This is a genomic window from Psychrobacter sp. CCUG 69069, from assembly GCF_021023115.1.
In the GTDB taxonomy this organism is placed as follows: Bacteria; Pseudomonadota; Gammaproteobacteria; order Pseudomonadales; family Moraxellaceae; genus Psychrobacter; species Psychrobacter namhaensis.
In genome coordinates, this window is sequence record NZ_QQAI01000003.1 from 134942 (window position 1) to 155369 (window position 20428).

General features: G+C 44.7%; 15 protein-coding genes and 1 tRNA gene. 11 read left to right on the top strand and 5 right to left on the bottom strand.

Annotation, left to right across the window (positions count from 1 at the left end):
• Positions 1–111: 111 nt before the first annotated feature.
• From DVY93_RS03655 to DVY93_RS03665, 3 genes are all read left to right on the top strand, one after another.
• A complete protein-coding gene (locus DVY93_RS03655) occupies positions 112–3390 on the top strand; it encodes a type I restriction endonuclease subunit R (protein ID WP_230709170.1) in 3279 nt (1092 codons plus the stop codon).
• A 28-nt stretch (positions 3391–3418) separates the two neighbouring features.
• A complete protein-coding gene (locus tag DVY93_RS03660; protein ID WP_230709172.1) occupies positions 3419–4600 on the top strand; it encodes a hypothetical protein in 1182 nt (393 codons plus the stop codon).
• Positions 4601–4636: 36 nt separating this feature from the next.
• Positions 4637–5724, top strand: a protein-coding gene (locus DVY93_RS03665; RefSeq protein ID WP_230709176.1) for an IS3 family transposase whose coding sequence is annotated in 2 segments (ribosomal slippage) — positions 4637–4889 and positions 4889–5724 — 1089 coding nt in all. Because the reading frame shifts where the segments join, the coding sequence is not laid out codon by codon here.
• Here the strand turns inward: DVY93_RS03665 and DVY93_RS03670 are convergent.
• The 3 genes from DVY93_RS03670 to DVY93_RS03680 form a co-directional block, all read right to left on the bottom strand.
• Positions 5708–6235: a hypothetical protein gene (locus DVY93_RS03670; RefSeq protein ID WP_230709177.1), complete on the bottom strand. Its 528-nt coding sequence runs from the start codon at positions 6233–6235 to the stop codon at positions 5708–5710. The genes DVY93_RS03665 and DVY93_RS03670 overlap by 17 nt on opposite strands.
• A gap of 176 nt (positions 6236–6411) precedes the next feature.
• Entirely contained in the window at positions 6412–7875 is a 1464-nt protein-coding gene (locus DVY93_RS03675; RefSeq protein ID WP_201580117.1) for a tyrosine-type recombinase/integrase, read from the bottom strand.
• A 172-nt stretch (positions 7876–8047) separates the two neighbouring features.
• Positions 8048–8124: transfer RNA gene (locus DVY93_RS03680), tRNA-Arg, on the bottom strand.
• 373 nt (positions 8125–8497) lie between these two features.
• On the opposite strand from DVY93_RS03680, the gene DVY93_RS03685 reads away from it, so the two are divergent.
• From DVY93_RS03685 to queF, 4 genes are all read left to right on the top strand, one after another.
• Positions 8498–9148 carry a c-type cytochrome gene (locus DVY93_RS03685; protein WP_230709179.1) on the top strand — a complete coding sequence of 217 codons (651 nt, stop codon included), beginning with the start codon at positions 8498–8500 and terminating at the stop codon, positions 9146–9148.
• A 271-nt stretch (positions 9149–9419) separates the two neighbouring features.
• Positions 9420–10382 (top strand): ABC transporter ATP-binding protein, encoded by a 963-nt coding sequence (locus DVY93_RS03690; RefSeq protein WP_230709181.1) that lies wholly within the window; start codon positions 9420–9422, stop codon positions 10380–10382.
• A 44-nt stretch (positions 10383–10426) separates the two neighbouring features.
• The gene (locus DVY93_RS03695) at positions 10427–11200 is read left to right on the top strand and encodes an ABC transporter permease (RefSeq protein WP_193006081.1); all 774 of its coding nucleotides are present in this window, start codon (positions 10427–10429) and stop codon (positions 11198–11200) included.
• A gap of 120 nt (positions 11201–11320) precedes the next feature.
• The gene (queF, locus tag DVY93_RS03700; RefSeq protein ID WP_230709183.1) at positions 11321–12205 is read left to right on the top strand and encodes an NADPH-dependent 7-cyano-7-deazaguanine reductase QueF; all 885 of its coding nucleotides are present in this window, start codon (positions 11321–11323) and stop codon (positions 12203–12205) included.
• Positions 12206–12322: 117 nt separating this feature from the next.
• Here queF and DVY93_RS03705 read toward each other — a convergent pair whose 3' ends face one another.
• Positions 12323–14041 (bottom strand): proline--tRNA ligase, encoded by a 1719-nt coding sequence (locus DVY93_RS03705; protein WP_230709185.1) that lies wholly within the window; start codon positions 14039–14041, stop codon positions 12323–12325.
• Between the two features lie 592 nt (positions 14042–14633).
• Here DVY93_RS03705 and DVY93_RS03710 point away from each other — a divergent pair.
• On the top strand, positions 14634–15395 hold the full coding sequence (locus tag DVY93_RS03710) for a DUF4230 domain-containing protein (protein WP_230709186.1): 762 nt from the start codon (positions 14634–14636) through the stop codon (positions 15393–15395).
• A 47-nt stretch (positions 15396–15442) separates the two neighbouring features.
• On the opposite strand, the gene DVY93_RS03715 is transcribed toward DVY93_RS03710, so the two are convergent.
• Positions 15443–17056 carry a cryptochrome/photolyase family protein gene (locus DVY93_RS03715; protein WP_230709188.1) on the bottom strand — a complete coding sequence of 538 codons (1614 nt, stop codon included), beginning with the start codon at positions 17054–17056 and terminating at the stop codon, positions 15443–15445.
• A gap of 186 nt (positions 17057–17242) precedes the next feature.
• Between DVY93_RS03715 and DVY93_RS03720 the strand changes: the two genes are divergently transcribed.
• The 3 genes from DVY93_RS03720 (at position 17243) to trpA (ending at position 20235) form a co-directional block, all read left to right on the top strand.
• The gene (locus DVY93_RS03720) at positions 17243–17926 is read left to right on the top strand and encodes a phosphoribosylanthranilate isomerase (protein WP_230709190.1); all 684 of its coding nucleotides are present in this window, start codon (positions 17243–17245) and stop codon (positions 17924–17926) included.
• 89 nt (positions 17927–18015) lie between these two features.
• Positions 18016–19290, top strand: a complete 1275-nt coding sequence (gene trpB / locus DVY93_RS03725) for a tryptophan synthase subunit beta (RefSeq protein ID WP_230709193.1) — start codon at positions 18016–18018, stop codon at positions 19288–19290.
• Positions 19291–19410: 120 nt separating this feature from the next.
• The gene (gene trpA / locus DVY93_RS03730) at positions 19411–20235 is read left to right on the top strand and encodes a tryptophan synthase subunit alpha (protein WP_230709199.1); all 825 of its coding nucleotides are present in this window, start codon (positions 19411–19413) and stop codon (positions 20233–20235) included.
• Positions 20236–20428 lie beyond the last annotated feature (193 nt).

Below are 20428 nucleotides of genomic sequence, written 5' to 3' on the forward strand. Positions count from 1 at the left end.
ACATAGTGTCTGAATCAAAAGTTTTCAAGAGGCTGTTATATATTATCTGAGTAAGCATATAGCTTTTGAATTATAAAAAATTGGTTAATAGTAAAATTAAACGGAATTAACATGAGCAATACCCGTAACGTCACCTACGAATCTGCCTTCCAAACTGATATTGTCACTCAAATGCAAGCGCAAGGCTGGCAAGTAGGTCATGCCAGCGACTATCAGGCTGAGACCGCGCTCTATGAGCAAGACGTGCTCGACTTTGTGCAGACAACCCAGCCAAAGGAGTGGGAGAAGTTTTGCCGTACCTTTCCTATCGACTCAGAGCGTCACTTTATCACCGCATTGGTGAAGCAGCTCAATAAGGCTGATGAACACTCTACCGATAGAGCCTCACGCACCTATGGCACATTGGGCGTATTACGTCATGGCCTAAAGATTCGTAACGCACGTTTTGACTTATGTCAGTTTAAGCCTGAGCACAGCCTTAACCCTGAGACGATGGCACGCTATGAGGCCAATATCTGCCGTGTGGTTCCTGAGGTAGTCTATAGCCCTCACACCAGCGTCAGAGACAGTACTGACGGTAAAGTCGCTAAGCGTAACCGTATCGATGTGGTGCTGTTCGTCAATGGTTTGCCCGTCACAACGATGGAGCTAAAGTCTGAGTTTAAGCAAGCGGTACAAAATGCTATTACTCAGTATAAGCGCACACGCCTACCAAAAGACCCTGATACCAAGAAGCCTGAGCCGCTGCTGACGTTTAAGCGTGGCGCATTGGTTCACTTCGCTGTCAGTCAGTATGAAGTCTATATGACCACAAGGCTGGCAGGGGACAGCACGTACTTCTTGCCGTTTAACAAAGGCACAGCGGAAGGCGGCGCGGGTAATGATATCCCTGACGATATCAGCCACTATGCTACCGATTATCTATGGAATGAAGTACTCACACCAGAGAACTTGCTGGCCATCCTCGGCCACTTTATGCACTTGCAGATTGACGAAGAGGAAGACGCGATTGGGCGCAAGTCCAAAAAAGAAACCATGATGTTCCCGCGCTATCATCAGTGGGATGTGGTGACCAAGCTGGTCAATGCCGCTATTACTGAAGGTGCTGGTCAAAAGTATTTGATTCAGCACAGTGCTGGATCGGGTAAATCTAACTCTATCGCATGGACGGCGCATCAGCTCTCCACCTTATATAATGATCAAGGCGATAAGCAGTTTCACTCTGTCATTGTCATCACTGACCGTACTGTGCTTGATGATCAGTTGCAGGACACTATCTATCAGTTTGAGCATGCTGATGGTGTGGTTGGTAAGATCAATAGAAAAGAGAGTGATGGCTCAAAGTCTGAACAGCTTGCCAGCGCATTGGTAAACTCACAGCCGATTATTATCGTGACCATTCAAACTTTCCCGTTTGTACTCAAAGCGATTGAAGACTCAAGTGTGCTCAAGTCACGCCGCTATGCCATCATCGCCGATGAAGCCCATTCATCACAAACAGGCTCTACCGCACGCCAGCTCAAAGAAGTGTTGGTCTCAGGTGATATAGAGAGCAATACTACCGAGAATGATGCACTGCTATCTAGCGAAGACATATTGGATGCCACGTTAGCCGCACGTCGTAGCAGTCCGAATCTAAGCTACTATGCCTTTACTGCCACGCCTAAGCCAAAAACCATTGAGCTATTTGGCCGCCTGCCTAATCCTGACTTGCCAGCCTCTAAAGATAACCTGCCAGCCGCTTACCATGTCTACTCAATGCGCCAAGCCATTGAAGAAGGCTTTATCCTAGATGTACTCAAGAACTACACCAACTATAAAGTGGTCTATCAGCTTAAGCAAAAGCTGGCTGCCGCTGATGATGAAGTCGATGCCCGCCGCGCCAAGATTAAGCTCAATAACTGGGTGCGCCTCCATGAGCACAATATAGCGCAGAAAGTAAAAATCATCATTGAGCACTTTAATGACAATATTAAAGGCTTACTGGGTGGCCAAGCCAAAGCGATGGTAGTGACAGGCTCACGTAAAGAAGCGGTACGCTATAAGATCGCCTTTGATAACTATATTGCTGATTATGGTTATAGAAACATCAATGCCATGGTCGCGTTCTCAGGTGAAGTCACCTTTACTGATAATGACCCTGATAGCGGCGCATTACTTGGCGAGAAGTTCACCGAGCACAATATGAATATTGGGTTAAAAGGCCGCGATCTACGTAAAGCCTTTGATAGTGACGACTATCAAGTGATGCTGGTGGCTAATAAGTTCCAGACAGGCTTTGATCAGCCCAAACTGTGCGCCATGTACGTGGATAAGAAACTGACGGGCGTGGACTGCGTACAGACACTCTCACGGCTGAACCGTACTTATAAGGGCAAGGCAGAGAGCGGCACGTTTGTACTCGACTTCTTTAATGATCCACAAGATATTCTTGAAGCCTTCCAGCCATACTATGAGACCGCAACCTTAGGGGATGTGTCTGACCCTGATCAGGTGTTTGACCTCTATGAAAAGCTGCGTGCCAGTGGCATTTTCTTATGGAATGAGGTCGAGCAATTCGTTGAGGCCTTCTATAGTAAGAACAAGTCTAATGCCGCTATCAGTAATATCTGCAAGCCAGCAGTTGAGCGTTGGCAAAAACGCTATAAGCTGGCACGTGAGCAAGCACAGCATGCCAAAGTGATGCTAGAGCGCACCAAAGCGACAGGCGATGTGGTGCTAATGACCAATGCCGAGAATGACTACAAAGACTTTAAGACCGATCAAGATGTGCTGGAAATCTTTAAAAAGGATTTAGGTACACTCACCCGCCAGTATGAGTTTATGTCGCAAATCGTGGATTATGACGACAAAGAGTTAGAGAAGCTGAGCCTATACGCGCGTAACCTACAGCCGCTATTACGTGAAAGCGTGGATAATGAAGAAAACGTTGATCTAAGTAACATCGTCATGAGCCATTACCGTGTCTCAAAGCTGCACCAGCAAGACTTAAAACTACAAGAGGGAAAATCTGAGTATCAATTAGATGGTGGCAGTGGAGCGGGCACGGCAACACCCAAGAATAAACAAGAAGCACTACTGTCTCAGATTATTGATAGATTAAACGAGGTTTTTGCTGGTGAAGATTTTACCGATAAGGACAAAGTGAACTTTATGAATACCATTTGGGATAAAGTCACTGAAAACGAGATCGTGGTCAAACAGTTCACCAATAACAGTGTCGATCAGATTATGCTGGGTGGTTATCCAAATGCTGCCGAGGACGCTATGTTTGATGCCAAAGGTACGTTTGAAGATATGACTATGCATCTACTGTCGAACCCGAATCAGTTTAAGCAGTTTATTCGATTGATGCTTGATACGAAGCTGGGTGCTGAGGTTTCAGGATAGGTGATACAGAGAATAAAGGGTACATGGCATGACAGATAAGAATATTAACCTTTGTGATACTGAAGATGAGAAGTTGCGTTATAACATCAGTATGTTCCCGTCCTTGCTTCTTTTGAAGAAAGGTATGCCTGAAGGCAAAGGTTTAATGAGAAAGCTGACAAAAGGGCTGTCTAAAATACCTAGAAAGCAGAAAATACAGATTGCAGATATATTTGATAATATAGCTACGACGCAGGAAAAAGGAAGCATTAAACCAGAAGATATAAACTTAGAGGAAGGGGGGCTATCTAGCCATCCTTATGAGTCATTGGTACGTACGTTCGGTGCTGAAAAATCAACTCACTTACTTGAGCATGCTAGAATTGTAGATGACTGCTTGAGTCAGAAATTTAATAGTAAGCTTATTACAAATTTTAAGACTTACTTATTTAAGACTTTTAACTATGAAGATGAGGTGCTTAATACAAGCATGCCAGTAGGGAGTTTCTATTCATTTATAGTGCTTAGTTTTATCGCTAATCTTGATGCTCTAGTTCATGCAGCTTTTTATTCAAAAGATATTAAGCCGATTAGTTTGGGCTGGTTGTTTATGCATAAACTAAATCCAGATAAGTGGAAATATGACACAACGACCAAAAAATATAAGCTAACTAACAAAAATGGCAGTCCGTTCACTTGTACCTCACGTTCATTCATACATTTTTTACTAACAGACCTTTACTTCTATAGTAACGAGAAAACTGAAGAAGACTGTAAAAACCCAAAACCCAAGGAGATGCCGAAAAGCCTTTATGGTCTTCGAAATGAGATTAATTGGAGAACGGATGATGAGGATGGTCAGCTGTATAGCTTTTTAGATATAAAAAGCGAACGTGATAGTAAGAGAAACTGGATTAGTCTTGAGGAGTTCTATTGGTTGTTGGGTATGGAAGAATCTCTAGAAGATGAGCCTGACAAAGCATTAGTTAATTTTCAGAAATCGTTTGTTAGATATATAAAAACTGAAAATATAAATGAATTTGGTGGACTTCCTCCTACTGCTGAAGGCATGATCTGGTTCATATATGCTTTCTTTCAAAGTATTTATGAGCACACGGATAAGCTCAACAAGCAGACCAAAGAGCAACATTGTTTTATCTGTGATGAGTATTATGGATTATGGGAATCAATAACGGTAATCCCCCCAATAAATAAGAACACTTACAAATAGAGATTAACTGCTAAAATACACCAGCAGGAGAATCCTATGAAAAAGACACGCTTTAGCGACAACCAAATCGTCAACATCCTAAAACAAGCCGAACAAGGCGTCCCTATTACCGAGCTCTGCCGTGAGCATAACATCAGCCAAAGCACCTTCTACAACTGGCGATCTAAATATGGTGGTATGGACGCCACACTTATCAGCCGTCTTAAAGAGCTTGAAGTTGAAAATGCCCGCTTAAAGAAGATGTATGCTGACGAATGTCTTAAGTCAGATATCCTACAGGATGCCATGACAAAAAAGTGGTAGCGCCCCAAAGGCGCAGGCAGCTAGCTTGTCACTATATTGAAGCGCGTCGCATTAGCATACGCCGTGCTTGCCGTATTTTTAACATCAGCGTCACCTGCTATTATCACAAGTCAGTAGCAACGGATGAGAATAAGCAGATAGCGGACTTGCTTATAGAGCTGACTACCCAGAATAAGAACTGGGGCTTTGGCTTGTGCTTCTTAACCCTACGTAACGTGATGGGGCTGCGATACAACCATAAGCGAGTGTATCGCATCTACTGTGAGCTTGAACTCAACCTTAGAATCAAGCCCAAGCGTCGCATTAAACGTGCTAAACCAATACCATTAGCAGTACCTGATAAGCTCAACCAAAGCTGGAGCATGGACTTTATGCACGACGGCTTAACGGATGGCCGCGGCTTTAGACTGTTCAACGTGATTGATGATTACAACCGTGAGGCACTCACCGTTGAAGTCGACTTCTCACTACCGGCCGGGAGGGTCATACGCAGTCTAAATCAGCTCACTGAGTACCGAGGTAAGCCGATTCAGATAAGATGTGATAACGGCCCTGAATACATCAGCAATGCGCTCAAAGACTGGGTTGAACAGCAAGGTATCATCTTAAGCTATATTGAACCTGGCAATCCACAGCAAAATGCGTATGTAGAGCGCTTTAACAGAACCATGAGATATGATTGGTTAAATCAGGAGCTGTTTGATAATCTAGAGCAGGTACGCGCACAAGCAGAAAACTGGTTATACCATTATAATCATAAGCGCCCAAACATGGGCAATGGCGGTTTTACACCGATACAGAAACTCAATCAGGCAGCTTAATTCTATTTATTAGGTGTCTTAAGTTTGGGAGGGTTACCCTTGGGCTTTCCTCACTAATATTCTCGCTATCAAAATGCAATAAGTCATCTAATGGTTTAAAGTCTATGAGTTCCGATACTATCAAGCCTGAGCTAGAGTACTGGTTAAATATATTTTTTAGCTGGTCTTCAGCTGTCGGTGTGCAAAAATTAAAATCATTCATATCCTCGAATATCCACATATCACAAGGGAATACCAGCACTTCTTGAATAGCCTTTAAATAGCGAGTAAATTGCGTATCTGGAATAGAGTTATTTACTGCTACTGGCAAAGTATTGTACGGCTTTCTAGTTTGCGAATAGTGATTGTTGAGACGAATAACTGTCAATTTTTCTATTTTTTGAGAAAGTAAAAAATTAATAATGCTATATATAGTTTCGTTATTACTGCTTGATAAATGAAACAAAAAATCTCTAAAGCTGATGTATTGATTTTCACTACTCAAAATAACTTTATCGTTTAATGACCGCACACTCACACCCTTACACCCTTAAATTAAAGTAGGTGCAAGGCAGTGACAGCATAAAGGTGTGAATAGCTGTCGTTCGGGTAATTAATCCTAGCCTTGCAATCGATTATGACAGCGATTAACGCTATCAATATTAGCTTGCCAGCCTAATGCTGACGATAATTAGTAAATCGGTGTTGTTAAAGTTGCTCGGCAAGTCTGGCTAATACCTGTTGAGATACGCCTTGTGCCCGTAAGCTGTTTATCAATATATCTTTATCATGCAGCGCTATATCAGTGGCTTGCTCGTTACGGCTATCCATTTCTTTGGCGAGTTCATTAGGGGTCAGTAAGTCAAAGCTGACCGCCTTGCCAGCTCGCAAGTCATCTAAATGGTTCGCCCATTTATTCATCATTACTTGACGTTGGGCTAAGTGTGCTGACAGATCATAACGCTTTTTAACGCTCGATTGCTCAAGGTGTGCTAATTGTATTTCGATAATGCTTTCGGAAAATTGTAGTTCGTATAAGCCAGTGCTGGCAAGCTGTCTAAATCCATGACCTGTCATTTTAGGGTAGGGATCTCCACTATAGCCCATTCTATTCAACGCCTGATTGAACCATGCTTCACTATATGGCTTGTTTGACTCAAAGTTATAGAACACATAGCCAGTACTTTCTGTCAGTGGCCTTAAGCTTTCAATAATTGCCATTGCTTGGGATGACAGCGGAATAATGTGATCTTGACGCATTTTCATTTTATGAGCTGGTACACGCCAAACGCTTTTATGATAATCAATTTCTGACCACTCAAAAAACCTCAATTCTTTAGTCCTAACAAAACATAGCGTCATTAGCTGTAAGCCAGCAACCGTCTGTTGATGCCCATTAGGATGCTTTTCTATATAGCTATCAATATTTCGAAGTAGTTCAGGGAATTGATGCTGCTCAACAGCTTTCATACGCTCAGCTTTGTGAGGTCGTAACGCTTTATTACGTCCGCTGGCAATGTTAACAATGTCATGACCTAGCGTATTGATAGCATAATCAAAGATTGAGCTGATAAGTCCCATACATTTATGAGCGGTTTCTGAGGTATGTTTGCCTTGCTGTTCAAAAGTAGTTTGAATGGCAAGTCCTGTCTTGATAATATCTTGCGCTGTGATTGCACCAATAGGATATTCACCTATGTGCTTTAGAATATGATTATCTAGAAACCCTTGCAGCTTTTGCACATTCTTTGATGTAGTTTTTGATTTTTCTGACATATAGTTTTTAGCTATGAATTTAAATAAATCTTTCTGTTCGTAGCTATTTTTATGTCTATTCTTATGCTCGTTGGGATCGATACCATCGTTAAGTAGTTTTTTGGCACTGTCACGCGCAAGCCTTGCTTGTTTCAAAGAAACTTCGGGCTTGAAATTGGTGTCTATTACTTGTGAAGAGGGCTTATAAGTACCTATATGATAAGTTTTTTGTTTTGGCTCAATATCTTTGTCAGATTGGTAGCGATAAGACATTACCCAATAAAGCGAGCCTTTGGGGTCATGAATTAGGGAGAGGCTATCACCGTCACTATGTCTGGTGCGTTTAGTAGGTGCTGACTGTTTGGCTATTGCTTTTACACCATTATCAGTTAGTAGATAGTTTTTGCGCTTATTCATCACCACACCTCTGAGAGCCATAGAATAGTAATGTTGTGTGTGTACAACAATATGTACAACATTCTATAGGTGCTACTAGGTAATGACAAGTTATATCAAAAGACATAAAATGATGGTTATAAAGGGTTTTAGAGGTTTTTGGTAACGCTAAGGAAGGACTAAGTATGATGATTGGTGCGCTCGGCGGGAATCGAACCCACGACCCTCGGCTTCGGAAACCGATACTCTATCCAACTGAGCTACGAGCGCATCATAACAACGGCATCTTGTATTAAACAACATAACGCTTAAACGAGGTTATAAGCGGTATTAGGTGTCGAAAAATAAAGACCGCTTAGTCTAACAAATAAAAGTCATAAAGCCAATAAATGAAGACAAGGATTGATGTTTTTTAAGAAAAAACAGCATAGTCATGAAACAGGCATGGCAATTTACCTGCCTTTTCCCTTATAATGACAGGGAGAATTCATATTTATAATCACCGATTACAAGTGTGCTGACACGCGGGATGGCTGTTTGCTATTGATGACGAGAGGTCATTAAAGGAGGACAGACAGAATGTCCGAGCCGTGTCAGCCTTTGTACATGTAATAAGAGAACGTGACGAATGAGAAAAGTAGTTATGTTATCGGCAGCTGCCATTCTAGGAATCGCTAGTATCGCGGTGAGCCAAGCTGAAGATGTGGCAGGGCCTTCTGTCACTGTTACTGATGTAGCAGAAGCGCAGGAAGTGGTAGAAAATGTTCCTCAAAAGCTAGGTAATGATACCCAAGCTGCGGCAGTGACGACAGAGAGCGAAGTTTCTCCTGATGAAGCCGCACAAGTAGACGGCGCAGCCGTTGAAGAAACGGCCGCTGCAGCGCCTGCTGCTGAAGAAGAGCCCATTCCGCAAGATACACCGCAAGTGCAAAAACTGATTGCTTTATACCCCAATCTAATCGCACGTATTCAGCCTGTTGCCGAGGTGTGCTTTGAAGATGATGACGTTTGTGATGTGACACCACGTGCCGCTGGCCCATCAGCAGGTGACGGTCCTCGTGATGGTAAAGCTGTGTACAATGCTGTGTGTCAGACTTGTCACGGTGCAGGCTTACTTGGCTCTCCTATTTTTGGCGATGCTGGCGCTTGGGGACCACGTATAGCAAAGGGTAAAGACACGTTATATACCCATGCTATCAATGGTTTTAACGCCATGCCTGCAAAAGGTGGTGCTGATATCCCTGATGAAGAAGTCCAAAATGCGGTGGACTACATGATTGATGGAGCAAGCTAATAAAATTTGTGATGTCTGTCTGTACAGCGCCTATTTCATTTGATGAGATAGGCGCTTTTTTAATGTTAACTGTTATTAATATACGCCTTCCGAGCCGCTGCAGTTGAAATTCATCTTCAACAGCCTCATTTCATGACAGTATCTTTTCTAGATAGTAGAGTGTGTTAAATATTTCACGGCGCTTTTGTCAGTGTCGTCGTTGAATGTTCAACACGGCCTATTATTCTAAAACCATTTTTTATACAAGTTTATAACAAATAAAGAGGTCTTCATGTCTGAGGTACCAGCACTTTCGATCCAGAACTTATCCAAAACCTATGACAATGGGTTTTCGGCGCTCAAGGATGTCAGTTTGACCGTCCCCCAAGGGGGTTTTTTTGCACTACTTGGGCCAAATGGTGCCGGTAAGTCAACGATGATTGGCATTATCAGCTCATTGTTTAAGCCCACCACAGGCAGCGTGAAGATTTTTGGCACCGACCTGCTAGAAAATCCTTCCATTGCCAAGCAGTATCTGGGCGTGGTGCCGCAAGAATTTAATTTTAATCAGTTTGAAAAAGTACAAGATATCTTGATCACCCAAGCAGGTTATTTTGGTATTCCTGCCAAAGAAGCGCGTCCACGGGCGAAGCGGCTACTGACAGCGCTTGGTCTATGGGACAAACGTGACAACAAATCACGTGAGTTATCAGGTGGTATGAAGCGCCGTTTGATGATTGCTAGGGCTTTAATTCACAAGCCCAAGCTGTTGATTCTTGATGAGCCAACCGCTGGGGTTGATATCGAGCTGCGCCGCTCTATGTGGGAGTTTATGCAGCAGATTAATATTGAAGAAAAAACCACTATTATTCTGACCACTCACTATCTTGAAGAAGCTGAGCAGTTATGTAAGCGCATTGCTATTTTGGATCATGGTGAAATTCGTATCAATACAGAGATGAAAGACTTATTGGCGCAGTTATCCGTTGAAACATTTGTTTTTGACTTAAATACACCGCTCACCCGTCAGCTGGCTTTGACAGGAGTGACGGGGATAGCACAACCAGATGATCAGACGCTGGAAGTCACCTTGACAGAAGGTGAGTCGTTAAACGGTGTCTTTGATCAGCTGTCTGAGCAGGACATCAGTGTGGCGAGTATGCGGAACAAAGCCAATCGACTAGAAGAGCTGTTTATGCGTTTAGTGGATAAAAACATTCAAAGTTCAGACAGTATGAAGGAGGCAGGGTTATGAGTCAGGAACTGATAGATCGCAATAAAACGGATCTTAGCAAAACCATGTCATGGAGTAAGAAGTGGATCGCTTTTCGTACTATTTGGTTTAAAGAGATTCGTCGAATCCTACGTATTTGGCCACAGACCTTGCTGCCGCCCGTTATCACAATGAGCCTGTATTTTGTCATCTTTGGTAAGATGATTGGCTCACGTGTGGGTGAGATGGGCGGTGTACCGTATATGCAGTTTATCGTGCCTGGCTTGATTATGATGTCTATCATTACCAACAGCTACTCCAACGTGGTTTCAAGTTTTTTTAGTGCCAAGTTTACAGCCAGCATCGAGGAGCTTTTGGTATCACCAGTCTCTAAGCATGCGATCTTGATGGGTTATATCAGTGGTGGTATCTTTCGCGGACTGGCCATTGGTGTCATTGTCTCAATAGTGGCGCTGTTCTTTACTGATCTTGGTATCGAGCATTTATTCGTGACGGTATTTACTGTACTTGGCACCTCTATTTTGTTTTCACTGGGCGGTTTTATCAATGCCGTATTTGCTCGCTCATTTGATGATATTTCTATCATTCCAAGCTTTGTGCTCACACCATTGACTTATCTTGGTGGTGTTTTTTATTCGATGGAAAATCTCTCACCATTTTGGCAAAATATTTCGCTTTTGAACCCTATTGTCTATATGGTCAACTCGTTCCGTTACGGCATCCTAGGCTATTCGGATGTCAATGTTTGGTATTCGATGGCCGCTATTTTTGTCTTTTGTGCGATATTTTATACCATCGCCTATCGCTTACTGAGTAGTGGCTCACGCGTACGCTTGTAAGGTTTTGGGCCAAAAGGTAGTGTGACTCATGTAAAGTTTGGGTCAAGGTACTCTCTATCGGACTGATTCGTAAAAGTTAGAGTACAATAAATTTTTAACGGTTTAATATTAGGAAGGTAAATGAGTATTCACGGCATCTTGGGTGAGCAAACCACCGACTATCCAACCACGTATAGCCCAGAGACGCTATATCCTATTGCACGCAGTATGGGACGTGACGCTATTGGCTGGCAAACAGATAAGTTAACGGTGGGTGTTGATTGGTGGCAGGCTTTTGAGATGTCGTGGCTTAATACACAAGGCGTCTCGCAGGTTGCTATCGCGCGCTTTAGTATCCCTGCCAGCTCACCATTTATCGTAGAGTCCAAGTCACTTAAGCTATATCTGAATAGTATTAATTTTACTGAGTTTGCCAGCTGGGACGACGTACAAGCGTTGATAACTAAAGACTTATCTGCCTGTTTGCAAGCAGACGTGCAGGTCGCGCTGTTTGGCTTAAATGAGGATCTAAATGACAACGCATCCGGGCTGTTAATTGCCCAGCCTGAGGGGGTTTGTATTGATGATGCGTTGGCAGACAGCACTGACAAAATCGCGTTAACTGAGCACCCTGATGCGTCGTTGCTGCGTCATCATGACACAGAAGTGAGCAGTACGAGGGCAGTAAGGGGGAGCAGTCAGCCTTATGCGTTCTACTCCAATCTACTGCGGAGTAACTGCCCTGTGACCAATCAGCCAGATTGGGGCACTTTAGCCGTTTCGATCAGGAGCGAACACCCCATTAATGAAGCCAACATGCTGCGTTATATATTGAGTTTTCGTCAGCATAATGGGTTTCATGAGCAGTGCGTTGAGCAGATATTTGCTGATTTGAGCAGATGCTATGCGCCAAGTGAGCTGATGGTGCGCGCTTGGTATACACGCCGCGGCGGTATCGATATCAATCCTTGCCGCGTTAGCGATATAAGCTTGCTGCCTAAGCCCAGCCGTTTGATTCGCCAATAAGTAAGCACTATAGGGTGGGGTGTAAGTAAAACAGATACGATCAGCTTTATTAATAAAAAAGCGCCTATCTCTTCAGTGAAATAGGCGCTTTTGCTTGAGCAGTCTGTATTAAAAGGGCTACTTACCGCTAACTTTTGCCAATACGTCTTCACGGCTTAGCATTTGCTTCTCGGTTTCGCGGCGATTGACGTACTCGTACTTGTCTTCTGCCAGATTGCGGTCAGAGACGACAATACGATGCGGAATACCAATCAATTCTAGATCTGCAAACTTAACGCCTGGGCGCTCATTACGATCGTCAAGTAGCACATTGACACCTTGAGCTTTTAGCTCTTCATAGAGTGCCGTTGCCGTTTGCATGACCGTTTCTTCTTTTGACTTCATCGGTATGATGGCCACTTCAAAAGGCGCAATAGAGTCCTCAACGGTCGGCGTGGTTGGCCACATGATCCCGTTTTCATCGTTGTTTTGCTCGATGGCAGCGGCAATAATACGGCTGACGCCAATACCATAACAGCCCATCATGAGAGTGACGGGCTTGCCGTCTTCACCCGATACCGTACAGTTCATCGCTTGTGAGTACTTATCACCCAACTGGAAAATGTGACCCACTTCGATACCGCGTTTGATTTTTAGGCTGCCTTTACCATCGGGAGAAGGGTCGCCTTCTTGTACATTACGCACATCAACGATGCGAGTAATGCGCGTGTCGCGCGCCCAGTTCATACCGATTGTATGCTTATTGACTTCATTAGCACCGCAGACAAAGTCTGACAAGGCAGCGGCCGAGCGATCAACGAACACAGGCATGTCTAAGTCAACACCAATGTAGCCTTTATGCAGGCCAGCTGCCTTTAGCTCTTCATCTGAGGCGAGTGTTAATGGTACGTTGGCTTCTTCGATTTTCTCAGCCTTGATGGTGTTGAGCTGATGGTCACCGCGCAATACGACAGCGATCAGTTGTGGCTCATCGGCTTCGGTATGACCATGTACGATCAAAGTTTTAACCGTGGTCGCGAGTGGGATATCTAAATGCTCAGCAACCATTTTACAGCTGGTCATGCCTTCTGTTAAGACGTCTTCACGCTCCACTCTAGGCGGCTGACGCTCAGCTGTGCTCACAGACTCCGCCAGCTCAACGTTGGCTGCATAGTCAGATGAGTCAGAGAAGGCAATGTCATCTTCGCCGCTGTCCGCCAACACATGAAACTCATGTGAGGCAAAACCGCCGATAGAGCCTGTGTCTGCTTGTACCGCGCGGAAATCCAAACCCAAGCGGGTAAAGATGCGGGTATAGGCGTCATACATGTCATGATAAGTCTTAGCCAATGATGCTTGATCAAGATGGAACGAATAGGCGTCTTTCATGGTGAACTCGCGAGCACGCATCACCCCAAAGCGCGGACGAATCTCATCACGGAACTTGCCTTGAATTTGAAAGAAAGTTATCGGCAGCTGCTTATAGCTACGTAGCTCACCTTGAGCAAGATTGGTGATAACCTCTTCGTGAGTGGGACCAAGCACGAAGTCACGATCATGACGGTCTTTAAAGCGCAATAGCTCAGGACCGTAATCGTCAAAACGTCCCGTCGTCTGCCAAAGCTCTGCAGGTTGAGTCATGGGCATCAACACTTCTTGCGCGCCGACATTTTGCATCTCTTCACGAACAATACGTTCGACTTTTTGTAAGACGCGCAGCCCCATGGGCAACCAAATATATAACCCAGAAGCGATTTTGCGAATGAGGCCGGCCCGCACCATCAACTGGCTTGAGGCGATGTCGGCATCACTTGGGGTTTCTTTTAGTGTGGCAAATAAAAATTGACTGGCTTTCATAAATAAAGCGTAACCTTATCAACGATAAAAAAATAAGAAATAGTAGGATGTTGAGCGTATGGCTAATCGTTTCATGGCCGCCGCAAGCTTACCTTTATCACTTAGCAATAATCTAGGGTGTGTCCTAGAGACTAAAATGCTTGTAAAAAAGCACATAAGTAAACCGCTCTTATAAAAGAGGGAAAGTTATGATTGACATATCAATATATCGAGCGGTTGAATGGGTAATTTCAGGCTAAAATCCTGATAAGTATACCTATGCCGACATTTTATCCATGCAATCTGACTATGTTAGGTAAAGTTTGTCTAAGACGCAATGACTTTTTGTTTTTTCAGACCGAACGGGCGTTAAAGTCTCAGCTGGGGCAGCCATAATGGCACTGTTTGCTGGTTTTAAGCGTGTTTACAGTCAGTAACAGCGAATTTTGAAGAGCTAAGAGGATTGGGGCTTATGTAGCATATTAGTAGCCATAACTTGAAGTGAAGGCGCAAAAATAGCATTTATATTATAGACCGATGTTTGTCATGTAATTTATAGAAGTAAACGGTATAAACGATACAGTATAAATGATGAAGTATTGAGGTGGCCTATATGAACAATCCTGATGATCGCTCTCCTATTAAGCCCAAGGGGAGAAGTCCGCAAGCGAAAAAACCGATAGCCACGATGTCATGGGTTATTTTGCTCATTGGTTTGGCCGCGATTGTTTTTGCTATTTATAGTGCGCAGAATCTAACAGAAGAAGAGCCCATAGAAACCATCACTCGCGAGGGTGTGGTCACGCAAATCCAGCAGCTTAATCGTTTGCACACCGTTGCGTTTAGTGTCGATACCGTGATTACAAGCGAACGTCCCGGTAGCTGGATGAAGCTGTGGCAAGATGAACAAAAAGGCTTGTTTATCGCTCGTGGGCGGGTAGAAGCGGGTATTGACTTAAGTACGTTGACACCTGAGATGGTACAGGTAGTACCGCCTGCTGAGGCTAACACTGATGTAGAGGGGGAGCAGGTAGCTAATACCAATACACCAGCCTCAACCATGCCAAAAATCAGTATTACCTTACCGCCCTCAGAGATATTTTCCGTGTATTTGGATGATATTGAGATTTATGATTGGCAAACGGGCGCTTTTGGCCTGATGCAAGTCGATCCAAAAATCTTAGCACAAGCACAAAGTATGGCCAAAAAAGAAGTCCTAGAACGTGCTTGCCGAGGAGACGTAATGAATATGGCGCTACAAAACGCGCAAACGCAACTGCAGCAGCTGTTTGCTTTGACAGGAGCTGTGGTAACAGTGACCACTCAGGGCGCAGGGGCGTGCCAAATGCCACTGACCGTGTCGGCAAATGGTTAAACCTATATGTAGTTAACACGGCTAATCGTACTTGTTTAAATTAATTGTTATTTTTTAAATTCTGCGATGGCAAGCTGGCGTGCTTTTTTATGCTCGACCATGGGCACAGGGTAGTCAAGGTCGGCAAATTGTCCTCCTTTACTGAGCGCCTTGCGGAGTTTGTCTTCTGAATGCAAGACATTGGTAGGGATGCTCTTTAGTTCAGGTAGCCACGTCTTGATAAACGCCCCGTTAGCATCGTGCGTCTTAGCTTGGCTAAAGGGGTTCATAATGCGGAAATAGGGCGCAGAATCCGTACCAGTCGAGGCGCTCCATTGCCAGCCGCCATTGTTGGACGCAAAGTCACCATCGATGAGCTGCTGCATAAAATAGCGCTCACCCAAGCGCCAGTCAATGAGCAAATCTTTAGTCAAAAACATCGCTGTGACCATCCGCAGGCGATTGTGCATAAAGCCTGTCGCATTGAGACAGCGCATGGCAGCATCGACCAGTGGCACACCCGTTTTTCCCACACACCAGGCTTTAAAACTCTCCTCATGGTATGACCAATTAATTTGTTTGTCCGTTTCATCCTTGTAGGCTTGGTGGCGGATTAGTGCTGGCTTATCGACCAGTACATGACGATAAAAATCTCGCCACGCAAGCTCGCTGATCCAGCGGTTGATATCGTCATTGTCGCCATCATTACCGTGAAGCTTTTCTTGTACTTTGCTTGCTTGAACATAGCAAAGTCTGGGGCTGATTGCCCCTATCGTGAGATAGGCAGATAGTTGACTGGTTGCCTGTAGGCTAGGCATATCGCGACTCACATCGTAATCATTGATATCTTCAGCAGCAAACTCCTCTAACCGCTGGCAAGCAGTGGCCTCACCAGCAGGATAAGCATCTCTTGCCTGAGTGAGCTGTGCTTCCATATTGACATGCTGTAATGCTTCCGTACTTTGCAGTGTTTTTTGGTAGTCATTCATGATCTCTCTACCGAGATTTTCTATCTCCTTAACAGAGCTTGCACTGTTTTTTGCTAATGTTAACTCATCGTTTTGTTTCTCATTTACCCCTGCTGCTGTATGTAGTTGTAGATCGCTTACGTCCAACGTCTGCCGCCATTTTTTATAAAACGGGGTAAATACTTGATACATGCTATCGTCATTGGTGGTAATGCTTTGCGGTGGCAAGATACATTGGTCATGCCAACGGACGAATTCGATATCGTCTTTTGTCAGTCGCTCGTTTAATTGTTCGTCACGGTTGATTTCATTGCCTTCGTACTCGTGATTGGCCATGATGCAGCTGATGGCATTGTCCTTACATAAGGTAGTTAGCGCATCTATACACTCCGAAAAACTGGGACAAACCTGCACTATTAGAGTGATCTTTAATTGCTCTTGTAGGTGTTGTGCAAGTAGCGGTAAGGTACGAGCGATATGGTCAACCTGTACAAGTGACATGTCATGGGCTTGCCACTGAGCGGGCGTTAGAAAAAACACCGCGCTGAGCTGAGCGTTGTCTGCGTTTGCCCGCTCACACAAAGCCGCTAGGGCGGTATTATCATGAATTCGCAGATCCCGACGAAACCACATCAAATAATGGGGCGGATTTACGCTCGTATTTTTAGCGTTGCTATCAGTGTGGTTAGCCGTTGCTGACGCGGTCTTAGACATTCAAGTCGCCTTATGTCAATCATAAACAAAATTAGGAATAAAAGTATGCTAGGATAAGTTTTTGGATGCAATGGATTTGCCATCTGATTAAAAAATTATCATATTTACTTGGTAGCGCTAGCGATTGGCATTTTTCGCGAGTCCGTTTAACCCTGTCATGCTAAGTTTCTTATTTAAGGTCATGTCATGCACGTTAAGTTTTGCGGTTTTACCCAGCTTAGTGATATTCATACTGCTGTACAATTGGGTGTGGATGCGGTCGGCTTGGTGTTTTACCCACCAAGTCCGCGTGCTGTCACGCTTACGCAAGCAAAGACGCTAAGCGCGGCCGTGCCTGCTTTTGTGAATGTGGTGGCGTTAGTGGTTAATATGCCTGAGGATGAACTGGTTGATTTGGCCAATCAAGTGCCTTTTGATCTCATTCAATTTCATGGCGATGAGACGCCTGAGCAGTGTGAGCAGCTGGCAAGCAAGGTCAATAAGCGCTGGATGAAAGCGCTGCGTATCAATGCTGATCAGCATACCACGGCTAGCGTGCGCGCCCAGATTGATCAGTTTGCCGCAGCAGGGGCGAGCAGTATTTTACTCGATGCGTATCATCAGCATAAATATGGTGGTACTGGCGCACGTTTCGATTGGAGCTTGATACCAAAGGACAGCGCGCTACCCATTATCTTAGCGGGTGGACTCAATGCCGAAAATGTCGCGGCGACTTTAGAGCTACCTATTTATGCAGTTGATGTCAGCGGTGGTATCGAGCAGGATAAAGGCAAAAAAGACACCGCCAAAATGCGCGCCTTTATGAAGGCAGTCAAACGCGCTCGATGGCAAAATGAGACGCTTAGCGAACCTTCGAACCTGAGTAGCTAGCTTTGTATGACCGTTACCTAGCCAGCTCCTCAAACCGTTTTCCCCCATATTTATACTAAAAAATACCACTTATTACAGTAGGAATTATCATGAGTCATGTCACGAACAAAGATCTATCTGCCACTGCGCAGTCTGTCAATACTTTTACCAATCCAACAGACGTACCCGACTTCAATCAATATCCGGATACGCGCGGACATTTTGGCGTACACGGTGGTCGTTTCGTCTCCGAAACCTTGATGGCCGCGCTTGAAGAGCTAGAGACGCTCTATACCAAAGTCAAAGCCGATCCTGCGTTTTGGGAAGAGTATCACAATGATTTGGTCAATTATGTCGGTCGCCCTACACCGCTGTACCATGCCAAACGCTTGAGCGATGAGATTGGCGGCGCGCAAATTTACTTTAAGCGTGAAGATCTCAACCATACAGGTGCCCACAAGGTAAATAACACCATCGGCCAAGCACTGCTTGCCAAAATGTGTGGCAAAAAACGTATCATCGCTGAGACGGGCGCAGGACAGCATGGTGTGGCGACGGCGACGATTGCTGCGCGTTTGGGTCTAGAGTGTATCGTCTATATGGGCGCGGACGATGTTGAGCGTCAAAAGATGAACGTCTATCGTATGCGCTTGCTTGGCGCAAAAGTAGTACCCGTGACTTCTGGTTCACGCACTCTAAAAGACGCCATGAACGAAGCGATGCGCGACTGGGTCACCAATGTCGATAGCACTTATTACATTATCGGTACGGTTGCAGGCCCCCATCCTTATCCGCTACTGGTTCGTGATTTTCAAGCGATTATCGGTAAAGAAGCGCGTATTCAGCATTTAGAAAAAACGGGTAAATTACCGGATGCCCTAGTCGCTTGTGTCGGCGGGGGCTCTAACGCCATTGGTTTGTTCTTTGACTTCCTAAACGACCCCGACGTTAAAATGTATGGCGTTGAAGCAACGGGTGATGGCATTGAGTCAGGTCGTCATTCCGCGCCACTGGCTGCTGGTCGTATCGGCGTGCTACACGGCAACCGTACCTACCTGATGGCAGATGATGACGGCCAAATTCAAGAGACGCATTCTATCTCAGCGGGACTCGATTACCCCGGTGTCGGCCCTGAGCACAGCTTCTTAAAGGACATGAAGCGCGTTGAATACGTTGGCTGTACTGATAAAGAATCACTAGAAGGCTTTCATGAGTCCACGCGCAAAGAAGGCATCATTCCTGCACTTGAATCAGCTCACGCAGTCGCTTATGCCTTAAAGCTGGCTAAGACGATGACACCTGATCAGACCATTATCGTGAATATGTCAGGTCGCGGTGATAAAGACTTGCATTCAGTGATGAAGGCGGAAGGGATTGAGCTGTAGCAGCGACTACTTTTGCACGCTTATCCAATCTATTGCTTATAAGAAAAATTGCTTAGCGCCCTTTGTTAGTTAATAAAGGGGCAAGCAAGTAAGCTAATTTATATGAATTAAGAGACTCCTATGACCAGAATTGAAAGCACGTTTAAAACCTTAAAAGCACAAAACAAAAAAGCCCTCATTCCTTATGTGATGGCAGGTGACCCCAATCCTACGACGACCGTAGACTTGCTCCATGATTTGGTTATGCATGGCGCGGATATGATCGAGCTTGGCTTGCCGTTCTCTGATCCAATGGCAGATGGTCCAGTCGTCGCGTTGGCGGGCGAGCGCGCGTTAGCAGCAGGGACCAGTACCCGTGATGCCCTAAAAATGGTCGCAGAGTTCCGTCAAACAGACACGCAGACGCCAATTATCCTGATGGGTTATCTCAATCCAGTGGAGATTATCGGTTATGATAACTTTGTCGCCTTATGTGAGCAGTCAGGCGTCGATGGTATCTTGATGGTGGATTTACCACCAGCAGAGGCGGGCAGCTTTACCCAGCATTTGACTGAACATTCGATGAATGAGATTTTCTTACTATCGCCAACGACTTTGCCTGAGCGCCGTGAGCAAGTATTGACCCATTGCGGCGGCTATATTTATTATGTGTCTTTAAAAGGCGTGACAGGCTCAGCCACGCTAGATACGGATGATGTGGCAACCCAAGTGCAAGCGATTAAGGCAAAGACAGATTTGCCAGTGTGTGTGGGCTTTGGTATTCGTGATGCCGCTTCGGCCAAAGCGATTGGTACTCATGCAGACGGCGTGATCGTAGGGAGTGCCTTGGTACAGAACTTTGCTGATATAGATGCTAACGATGCTAATGCTGTCGCAAGCGCTCAGCAAAAGATCATGACTAAGATGGACGAGCTGCGGGCGGCACTCGATAGTTTAAGTGCTTAACTTTCAGATTATATGAGTATGCGGCCTTATTTTTTTAGAGTATCAATAGCTAAGTTAAGGTGTCATCACATTGTTTATAAAGACAGGGGCAAATGACTTTGCTAAAGTTAGTTTACGTGTGTAAACTAACCTCACATATAAATTGTTACAGTTGCACGTAAGTGTGCCTTATAACTGCTCATGTTATGACTGT